Origin of the sequence: Alkalimonas amylolytica (assembly GCF_900107845.1) — a bacterium.
GTDB lineage: Bacteria > Pseudomonadota > Gammaproteobacteria > Enterobacterales > Alteromonadaceae > Alkalimonas > Alkalimonas amylolytica.
The window spans coordinates 1-10,595 of sequence record NZ_FNRM01000009.1; the positions used below are offsets into that span (position 1 = coordinate 1).

At 51.2% G+C, this 10,595-nt stretch carries 8 protein-coding genes; all 8 read right to left on the minus strand.

What is annotated here, in order from left to right:
- On the minus strand, window positions 1-5,651 hold a 5,651-nt coding region (locus tag BLW37_RS15285; RefSeq protein ID WP_171907648.1), incomplete at its 3' end, for a toxin TcdB middle/N-terminal domain-containing protein.
- A gap of 212 nt (window positions 5,652-5,863) precedes the next feature.
- Window positions 5,864-6,202: a hypothetical protein gene (locus BLW37_RS15290; RefSeq protein ID WP_091344500.1), complete on the minus strand. Its 339-nt coding sequence runs from the start codon at window positions 6,200-6,202 to the stop codon at window positions 5,864-5,866.
- Between the two features lie 344 nt (window positions 6,203-6,546).
- A complete protein-coding gene (locus BLW37_RS15295) occupies window positions 6,547-6,888 on the minus strand; it encodes a 4a-hydroxytetrahydrobiopterin dehydratase (protein ID WP_091344503.1) in 342 nt (113 codons plus the stop codon).
- A gap of 10 nt (window positions 6,889-6,898) precedes the next feature.
- Window positions 6,899-7,699 (minus strand): phenylalanine 4-monooxygenase, encoded by an 801-nt coding sequence (gene phhA / locus BLW37_RS15300; protein ID WP_091344506.1) that lies wholly within the window; start codon window positions 7,697-7,699, stop codon window positions 6,899-6,901.
- A 158-nt stretch (window positions 7,700-7,857) separates the two neighbouring features.
- Window positions 7,858-9,063 (minus strand): methionine gamma-lyase, encoded by a 1,206-nt coding sequence (megL, locus tag BLW37_RS15305; protein ID WP_091344508.1) that lies wholly within the window; start codon window positions 9,061-9,063, stop codon window positions 7,858-7,860.
- A gap of 130 nt (window positions 9,064-9,193) precedes the next feature.
- Window positions 9,194-9,604 (minus strand): envelope stress response membrane protein PspC, encoded by a 411-nt coding sequence (pspC, locus tag BLW37_RS15310; RefSeq protein WP_091344510.1) that lies wholly within the window; start codon window positions 9,602-9,604, stop codon window positions 9,194-9,196.
- The gene (gene pspB / locus BLW37_RS15315) at window positions 9,597-9,833 is read right to left on the minus strand and encodes an envelope stress response membrane protein PspB (protein ID WP_091344512.1); all 237 of its coding nucleotides are present in this window, start codon (window positions 9,831-9,833) and stop codon (window positions 9,597-9,599) included. The genes pspC and pspB overlap by 8 nt, the downstream gene beginning before the upstream one ends.
- Window positions 9,834-9,860: 27 nt before the next feature.
- On the minus strand, window positions 9,861-10,538 hold the full coding sequence (gene pspA, locus BLW37_RS15320) for a phage shock protein PspA (protein ID WP_091344514.1): 678 nt from the start codon (window positions 10,536-10,538) through the stop codon (window positions 9,861-9,863).
- Between the last annotated feature and the right edge of the window lie 57 nt (window positions 10,539-10,595).

Sequence of the window (10,595 nt, forward strand, 5' to 3'; positions counted from 1 at the left end):
CCCCAGGGATCGTAAGTCAGCTGCTGCAGCACCTGTTTGGCTTGCGAGGTTACCGCCACGGTGGAGCCTAAGCCATCGCCATGCAGGTAGTGCACGGTTTCAGTGTTGTTGCTGCGCCGGATCACCTGGGCATTGCCGACCCGAAATTTGTGCTCGATGACGCCGCCTGGCAGTTGCACCCGCTCGTACAGGCCAGCTAGCAGCAGGCTGTCGGTCACTTCCCCGCCGCGTACATCGCGCTGGCGATACAGCTCGCGGTTTGGCCCATACCAGAACTCGGTCTGGTCGCTGCCCTGGGTGATACGGCTTGGCTTATTAAAAGCAGTGTAGATAAAGCTGTGTTTGCCATCCGAAGTCACATTGCCATTGTTGTCGTAGCTGAAGTTGTAATAGCGGGTACCGGTATGGTTGCTATGTTGCCAAATGCCGGTCAGGCGGTGATGAATGCTGCTGTGGTATTGATAAAAACCGGTACCCTCTTTGTGGATAAAGCCGCCGCGATGATTGTACGTATACTGCTGCGACATCCGCATGCTGGCCGGCAGGCTGTTGTACTGGCTGCTGTTGCCCAGGTTACTGATGGTGCGCTGCTTTAACCGGTGGTAGGCGTCGTACTCAAATACTTCTTTAAAGTTCGACTGATGGGCAATGCCAAATTTTTGCGTGCGTTCTTTGGTATTGCCAACCCGATCGTACTGGTAATCGGCACTGTACAGTAAGTTGTTATCCAGCTGTACGGCGCTATGTTCCAGCCAACCACTGGCATCGTTCCACAGACGGTTTTCACGCGCACCGTTAGCATACTGGGTGGTACTCACCTGGCCACGACTCGTAAAGTGGGTGTGGTGCTGATACACCCGGCCGCTTTGTTTATCTACCCATTTAACCGGGCTGCCATGAGCGTACTCGGTGCGCACGGTCAGTGCTGGCGTGCTGCCACTGATGGCCGGGTAATCCAGCTCTTCCAGCCGGTTACTGCTATCGTAACGGTAGCCAAAGCGATGCGTTTGCCCCAAGGTTTGAATCGTTTTATCTTGCAGTCGCGCCCGGCTGTTGTAACTGTATTCCTCTTGATACACCGGAGTGCTGGTGGTACTGCAAGCCACCGAGCTGCTAAAGCTGCGTACCCGGGTTAACTGACCGCGGTTAAAGTTGGCAGCCGAGGTGCCATAAACCCAACAGGTGGTGCCGGATGGATCCTGCCGCCGCACTTGCCGCCCGGCAGTGTCGTACTCCCATAAGCTAACCTGCCCTTTGGCATCGGTTTGCGACAGCAATTCACCAAAAGCATTGCTGCTGTAGGTCCAGGTCCCGGTATCCTGATCGATGGTTCTGGTTTTACGGCCATAGGGATCATAGCTGATGGTTTGACGATCGGATCTGGCACCACCGGTCGGGTTCAAGGTACTGGTGGTGAGCACCTGACCATAGGCATTGTAACTGAACTGCACATAGTTATTTTCAGCATCCCTGCTTTGCACGGTCTGGCCCAGGTAATTCTGCACCACCCGACGCTGCTTTCCCTCGGGATCAGTATAGTGGGTCTGATAACCCTGATAATTGATCTGCTCAGTGCCACCACTGGCCAGAATGGTTTGCTGCAAGCGGCCAAAATTATCGTAACTGTGCTCATTAAAATACAGCGAAAGCTGACCCTTAGCGGGTACATACTCACGTGCTAATTGTCCACGATTGTTGTAGATCAAGCGCACCAACGACCAACTGCCATCCGGTAGTTGTGTCTGCTGCTCAACCTGGCGACCAAACCTATCCAGCCACTGTCGCTGCTCAGGCAGGCCAGCACCATGACTACGGATGCGCATATAAGCATTTGGTACCGCTGAGCAATCAATGGCGCTACAAAAATGCTGCTCTGTGTTGCGTGCTACCCAACTATCATTTGTACCATGCCCTTTGCTTTCGCGTCTGGTTTCTTGCCCCAGCGCATTGAAATGCACGATGCTGATTTGGTTATTGGCATCCAGACTGCGTAACGACACAACTCGTCCTGTCACTGAGCCTGGAGCCAGTTCATTGTAGCGGTAGGTGGTTCGAAGCCCAGCAACATCGGTCTGTGCCGCAACAAAACGCATACGCCCATCGTACTCAGTGGTTTGGCTGCGGGTTTGCTGCTGGCTGCCACTGGCATCAATGCCAGCAGTTACATCCACTTTGGTAATAAGCCCGGCTGCATTGTAGTGATACTGAGTACTGTGTTTGTACTTGTTGTCATTTGGCGATAACACCTCGGTTTCCAGCATCAAATCCGTATTGTAGGTAAAAGCACTACGCCGGCTGATATCGCTGGTCACGCTGCCGGCCTCATACAAACGTTTACGCACCACACTCAGCGTTAAGCGACCATAGCGTTCATACAAAGTGCTGTGATTAAAGGTATTGGTGGTATCGGTACGCAGGTAGTTCTGGTTATTAGCAGGATCATACTGCCACACTACAGAGCTGGTCAGATTACCATGTGCATCGTGATTAAAGGTGCTCACCACACGGCTTAGCGCATGCAGGGTACCGCCTGTACCAATTTGATTGGCAAGCTCTTCGCTTTGCGACACATATATATGTCGCCCACCCGATGCAGCGCTGCGATTCTGTACCTGGTTGCTGGCCTGGCTGAGCAACTGGCTGCCATGCAATTGAGTCGTTACTTTGGGGATACCGGTAAAGGGCCATAGCTGATGGTACTGGGTTTCAGTGACGACACCGCTTTGTTCATCGGTACTACGCAGTACTTCAAACCCCAGCATGCCACGGCCTTTTTTATGCAGCAACAAACCGCCGTACTGATAACGCACAGCCAACCAATGACTCGGCTGCACCTGGGTACGAACCCGCGACACCAGCGCCATACCCGCTCGCGGTGACACATAATCACTGTGCGGTTCATTATTACCACCTCGCTGCGAGGAATCCTGACGGAAATACACCTGCGTGTTGGTCATCGGCTGATAAGTCACTTCGGTTTGCACCCCAAAGCTGTCGTGAAAAGTGCGGATCACGTGCTCCTCAATACCCGGCCGACTGGCACGAAATATTTTCCAGCCACTGTCGTTGGTGGCGGTGAGCACATCCAGTTTGCCATCGCCATCGACATCAGCGAACTGGACGGTAGCACCCGCATCGAAACTGTATTCACCACGCTTTTCAAAAATCACTTGTTCATGCGTCAGGCTAGGACGGGATAAATAAATTGCCCAGCGGTTGTCAGCAATCGGGAGTAAAATGTCAGTGCGACCATCTTGATTCAAATCCAGAAAGTAAGCCAGATGCACCCGGTTATTTGCTGTGTTAAAGCCTGTACTTCTGGCGGTCATAAATTGTGAGCCATTCGATAACCGGTAATACCAGAGGGTGCCAATGCGATACAATAAGTCTGTATAACCATCCCCGTTTAAATCGACCGCGCGTAAATCCCGCATATTATCGGCATTACCAAGATTCTGCGTTTCCGCAAACTGGCTGCCATTGAAGGTGAAAAGCTTCCACTCTCTGGTTTCTAACCACTGATGGCCCTCATACAAGCATTCGCCTTGTTCAAAGCCAAACACAGAACATTGGCCTCGGGTCACTTGCACAATCAAATCGGTTTTACCATCGCCATTGACATCCAGCATGGCTCCGGAGCGTAGATCCGCAGAATGACTGACAAAGCCTTGGCCCGGGATAAAAGAGTCGCCACCAACATTACCTAAATTCGTGTTATGAAGAAAACCAAGATGCTGACCATGACTATTCACTCCCCGATTCTGGTACATCTCGAAACGGCCATTGCGAATAAATACAATGTCTTCCAGGCCATCGCCATCCACATCGGCGACATAGACCTGTCCTTCCAGGCCATGGGCGGTCAGCCCGGTATTGATAAGCTTGTATTGATGGGTGATGGTCACAGGCTCGCAGTGCCGATGTCCACCACCATTCGGTTCACACACCAGATGAGTAGACGTGGATGGCTCCAGTGCCATAAGGTGCCACGGCTGGCTGGCGCCATTGGCCACCAAGAGTGCCCGCTGGCCGTTGCCATAATAATCAATGGTCTGCATAAACTGCCGTTTATCGACACCAACTGTAGCCAAGGATTGTTCATTGCTGTAGCTGTAACTGCTGTTGCCACGCCGAAGCCGCCAACTGCCACTACGCACATACACCATATCGGCAAAACCATCACCATCCATATCGAGCAGTTGCTGATAAGTCCGATCGACCGAGCTACCTCGCAGCACTGAGCTGGTTAAAAAGGGCTGAAAGTTCTCGGTTACCGGCTCCTGCCAGCAGTAGGTGGGAACGCCCGGCTCAGACACACAACGCTCAACGCTACTGGTCAACTTCGCCGGAGGGCGTTGCCAATCAAATTGCAGCGGAGCAAAACAGGCGGTACTGCCGCTGTCGGCGCACTCTTGCAGCGACAGCAGGTAATTTTTCTCTTCCAGCACATTGGAAGCAAAGTAATTCAAACGATACTGGCGGAACCAGCTGCCATCTACCTTCACATCAATTCGTGTCAATAACTTGCTTAACAGCACCTTTTGACCGGCATACCAGCCACTGCTGATTTTTGGATTGTTTTCATACTGAAAGGACACTTCGGCAAAAGGAGCCTGACCCGGCCGACCGGTATATTGAATGGCAGTCAGGTATTGCTCGCCGCGCGCTACGTCTTTGTGGTAACGGTACAGAATATAATTGCCTTTGACATCGCGGATGGCTTTCAGTGCCCAGTGCCTGACCACAGCACTGTTGCTGGCAGATTCCAGCACCGCATCTATCGATGTTTCTGTGCTACCGCCATAGCGCTGCAGCGATAAGGCCAAAGAGCGCCCCATACTGTCCTGGCCACTGATTGCAGCGACATCACCATAATAATGAATTTCACCGGATTTGGTTTCTACAGTAAACGCTCTGGGGCTTTGGCTGCTGCCGCCATGCGCCCGGGTAATGGAGAACTGATCAATTTCAGTGTGGTAGCTGGCCGCACTCCAGTACTGGTTGTCACTGCGACCGGCATCACTGGCACGGCCATCGGTAACAAGACGCTGACCATTTAAACACAGTCGGTCAGCCTGGCTTAAACTGATAGCATGTTGCTGGTTATCTTGCGCCAGATTCTTGGGGCAACGGCTAATGACGGACGGCCCGCTCAACTGCCAGCCACGACCAAGATATCCATCCCCCCCTTGACTGCTGTAATGCAGGGCAAGCTCAGGTTGCACACCTGCAATACCCTCAGGCAACGCCAAAGGAATGTGGTAAGTTGCCGCACCAGACTCATCGACCCGGAATTGCCCTGCCGTATGACCGACCAACAGGTTGGCCGTGCTACTACTCATCAGCTCCATGCCATCAGATGTCCAGCCATTGAGTTTATCTGAACCCAGTTTCTGAGTGTCATCAACCCATGCCGCGTCTTCCAAATCTGTCTGCAACAACTGGATGTGCGCCTCCGCCTGATGACCATCGGCAAACAGCAGTAGCCAGGGTATGTCTTGCGAAGGGCCAGGCACAATCTGCTCTAATCCAAGTGCACTGAATTGATCAAGCAGCAATTCACTGCTGTCAAACCCAGTCAGCATCTCGGCGCGCCAGAACTCTCCATCCCAAAAGAAACGCCACCAAACTCCTTCCTGTGCCGAAGGCATCAGCCCCATAGATGCTTGCCCGGTTGGAAACCAAACGGGCGGTTCCTGCCAGTAGATAGCCCCTGAAGCATCAACGTAGAAGTGGTTTGACTGCGCACTAGCAGCCCCCCCTGCAGACAGCCACAAGCAGCCCAGCAAAAAAACTACGCCCAAATAGCTAACAAGACTCCGATGACCTACTTTCATCACAGCACTCCTTTGCCCCTCACGTGTTAACGTCTTGGCAGCAACTCAATCGCACTAATGGTGCACTCAGGGTTTTGCGGGTCAAATTCCAGACGGATCTGTTGTTGATTCATCAAAGCGGTCAATAACAACGCATGTGCCTGCGGCAGCATGGCTGAGTCCTGCAATTGAGCAAACTTCTGCTCAACCAGCAAACAATTGAGCTGACGGCTGTCTTGAACCGGCAGAGCCACAAGTAGTTGTTTCGATTCAAGACGAAGACTATGGATGATATCACTGGCCTGTCCGGAACAGCTCAACCCCTGACACTGCGCCTGAGCACTGAAACCAATGAAAAATAATAACGCAACAATTAATTTACGCATACACACCTCCATTTGATATTTCACCAGATGCTATCAGAAGGTAAATAAAAATAAACTGAAATAATTTAATCGTCAGGATGAATTATTTTACTGATCGCAATAGAATCGCTTGGTTTCAGACTTTAGCTTCATGCCAGAAGAACAAACCTGCGTAAAAATAAATCAATGTAAAGAAAAGACATGCCAATCGACAAGGCTCGAAAGGCATAACGACGAATAGAAACAGATGGTGTCAGGTAAAAACAACGCAGTGAACAAAACGAACGTTACGGTGAGAAGTGTTTTAATATTCAAAGCGCAACAACTTGCCGCAAGCCAATTGCTGGCCTGCGGTTGTCGGCAGTTTACTCCGCCATTAAGGCATCAGTCTTAGCAGCACAGATAAAGTCATTTTTATGCAAACCTTTGATGGAGTGCGACCACCAGGTCACAGTCAGTTTGCCCCACTCCAGCAATAAGGCTGGATGATGGCCTTCTTCTTCCGCCATTTCTGCCACTTTGCTATGAAAAGCCCAGGCGGCTTTGAAGTTTTTGAACTTGTATTGACGCTCCAGTTGCAAAATACCGTCACGAACGACTGGGGTCCAATCCGGGATTTGTCGCATCAATACCGGCAATTCGTCATCGGATACTCGGGGTGCATCGGCGCGGCATGCCTCGCACTTCATGGTGGTTAACTCTGACATCGATTCCTCTCTAACTTGCTTGTTTTTGTTTAGGCGGAAATTTAGGCGCATGCAAACCCAGCTGCTTGGCCTGCTGCACCAGCGACATCATGTCCAGGTGCGCAATATCAAACAGATCGTTGATTTGGCTGATGGTAAAGTAAATCGGCTGCATGATATCAATGCGGTAGGGTGTTCTTAATACATCCACCGCATCAAAAGGTTTGCGCTCTGGTTTTTCCGATTCCAACGCATAAATGGTTTCGCCCGGCGAGGATAAAATACCGCCACCGTAGATGCGCAAGCCATCTTTGGTTTGCAGCAAACCAAACTCAATGGTGAACCAGTACAGGCGAGCCAGGTAGACCCGATCTTCTTTGCTGGCAGCCAGGCCAATTTTGCCATAGGCATGGGTAAATTCGGCAAAAGCTGGGTTGGTCAGCATGGCACAATGACCAAAGATTTCGTGGAAAATATCCGGCTCTTGCAGATAATCGAACTCTTCACGCGAGCGAATAAAGGTCGCGACCGGAAAACGCTTGTTCGCCAGCAGCTCAAAAAAACGATCAAAGCTGATCAGCGCTGGCACTTCGGCACATTCCCAGCCGGTGCTTTCACGCAGTACTTTGCTCACTTCTTCCAGTTGCGGAATGCGATCCGTCGGCAGTTGCAGCCGTTCCAATCCAGCCATAAACTCATCGCAGGCTTTACCTTCTATGCAGCTAAGCTGACGTGTGATCAGTTCATGCCAGATTTGATTTTCTTCGTCCGACCAGGCAATAACACCATGCTCGTCGGACTGCCTCGATACATAGTTGCTTGACTTACTCATAGATACCCTGTTGCTTGTATTCTGATTTGGGACCAGCCCTTGTAGCTGTGACCGATACTAGTCGAAATGGGTTCGGCTGTTAATCAGGCCTGCACAACTTTGCCTGCAGCAAGCCGTAAAGAATACATTACAACAGGTGGCTGCTCTGCGGCCTGATATCAGGCCGAACGAGCTTGCTGCGACTGCATAGCAGCCAGCGCCTGCGCCAGATCAGCGACAATATCTTCCACCTGCTCCAGCCCTACCGATACCCGGATCAGACCATCGCTGATACCGGCCATAGCTCGCTCTTCCGCGGTGTATGGGCTATGCGTCATCGAAGCCGGATGCTGAATGAGTGACTCGGCATCGCCAAGGCTGACGGCCAGGCTGAGCAGCTGGCATTGGTTGATAAAATAGCGACCATCTTCCAGGCTGCCATGCAGCTCAAACGCCAGCACACCACCTGCGGCTTTCATCTGTGTGCCAAGAAAACGATGGCCCGGATGCTCAGGCAAGCCTGGGTAATAGACGGTCGCAATCGCCGGATGCTGCTGTAAAAACTCCGCCACCCGCTGCGCATTCTGACAATGGCGCTCCATCCGCACCGCCAGGGTTTTCATGCCACGAATGATCAGCCAGGCATCGTGCGGACTGATGGTGCCGCCAATGTCTTTTAAAGTGGTCATTTTGATTTGATGGATCAAGGCGCTGCTGCCCACCACCAAGCCGGCCACCACATCGCCATGGCCATTGAGGTACTTGGTCGCACTGTGGATCACAATATCGATGCCAAACTCGGCCGGGCGCTGCAGTAAGGGCGTTAAAAACGTATTGTCTATCACCGATAGCAAACCATGCTTGCGGGCAAAATCACCCAAAAAAGCCAGATCCAACACCACCAAATTGGGGTTAATTGGAGTTTCAGCAAACAACAGCTTGGTATTGGGCCGAAGTGCCGCCTGCACCGCAGCATGATCGGTCATATCGACAAAACTGACCTCGATGCCATAACGGGCAAACTGATGGCTAAACAAGGCGAAACTACAGCCATAGACCGCCTTGCTACAGATCATATGATCGCCTTGTTGCAAAAAAGTCAGGGTAGCGGCAGACACCGCAGCCATGCCAGTAGCAGTAGCGGCACCATCCTCCATACCTTCCAGCGCGGCAATTTTCAGTTCAAGCTCGCGGGTGGTAGGATTACCCAGTCGGGTGTAGATATAGCCGGCTTCTTCGCCAGCAAAGCGGGCAGCGCCCTGCTCGGCACTGTCAAAAATAAAGGTAGAGCTTTGATACAGTGGGGTAGCTAAGCTGCCATGTTCATTGCGTGTTTTGCCTGCATGAATGCATAAAGTGGCAGGGGATTTAAAAGCGCTGTGCATACAATCCGTTCGTTATTCTGCTAAGGGATGAATGCACTACAGATAGCAGAATTTTAAACGATTGGAAGCAAGCCAGACGGCTTGCTGTCCGGATGACCAGGCAAGCCTATGGCGAAGTGTCAACCAAAGTTCACAAGTTGTTGAACTCTCGGTTTAGTTGAAAGGTGCTCGAGGTCACATGACGTTCAATGTCGCGCAGCCGCAGCTCCAGACTGGTAAATTTATGGTTCAGATGCTGCAAGGCTTGCTTTGGAGGTTCACCCTTTTGCCAAACCTGGGTTTTTACCTCGACACTGTCTTCATCTCTGCCCTGCTCAATGCTGCCATGGCTGGCCTCGTACTTGGATTTCTTTTCCAGCACCACCCAAGCAGCAAAATAAAGCACCAGCACAAAGCTACCCATACCAAGAAATAAAGCAGCCAGGGTAATGATTCGTACCAGCCAGTTTTCAATGCCAAAGTAATCGGCGACACCGGCACAGACCCCTGCGATTTTGCCATTGCGATCATCGCGCAGCAGCGGTTTACGTGACTTAGTCATGACGTTGTCTCCAGCGTGGACTTTCGGCATCTAAAATCGCCTCCAGCGTTTTAATACGCTCAGCCATCTTATCGGCTTTACGTGCCAGCTCATTGAGCTGGCCAAGCTCCTGATCGGTCAGTCCCTGACCAATCTTGTTTTTGCTACGGTAGTGCATAATCACCCATAGCGGTGCCACAAAGATCATAAATAAGATCATAGGCACAAAAATCATTTCTTGGATTCCCATAGCTGGCTCCTGGTCTGCTTGGTCCGCTTAATCTGCTTTGCTGTCTTTTTTGCTGACAACTTTCGCTTTTAATGCTGCCAGCTCATTGTCAATTTTATCCTGCGCGGCTAACTCAGCAAACTCATCTTTCAGGGTTTTCTTACCCAGATCGTACGATTCGACCTGTGCCTCCATCGAATCAATTTTCTGCTCATAGCGCTCAAACTTATGCATCGCATCGTTCAACTTTTCGCTATGGAGTGTCTTTTTCACATCCAAGCGACTGGCCACGGTTTTTTGCCGCATCAGCATCGACTTCTGCCGCGCTTTGGCATCCGCCAGCTTTTCCTGCAATTGCGCAACTTCATGCTGCAGTTTGTTGATGTGCTCATCCAGATGTGCAATATCAGTTTCCACCGCATTGACTTGCTCAGCGGCTTTTTCCCGCTCGACCAGAGCGGCGCGGGCTAAATCTTCCCGCTCTTTTGATAATGCCAGCTCGGCTTTACTCTGCCAGTCCGTGACTTCATCGTTCAGGCGATTCAGCGCACGTTGCAGATCTTTTTTCTCGGCAATGGTCTTGGCAGAGGAAGAGCGCACCTCTACCAGGGTGTCTTCCATCTCCTGAATAATTAGCCGTACCATTTTTTCCGGATCTTCGGCTTTATCCAGCAGTGAATTCAAATTTGAGTTGATAATGTCTGTAAAGCGACTGAAAATACCCATCTTAGTTACCTCTTCAATTGGTCGGGATACAACAGAGTACATTCACATTCCTTGCCA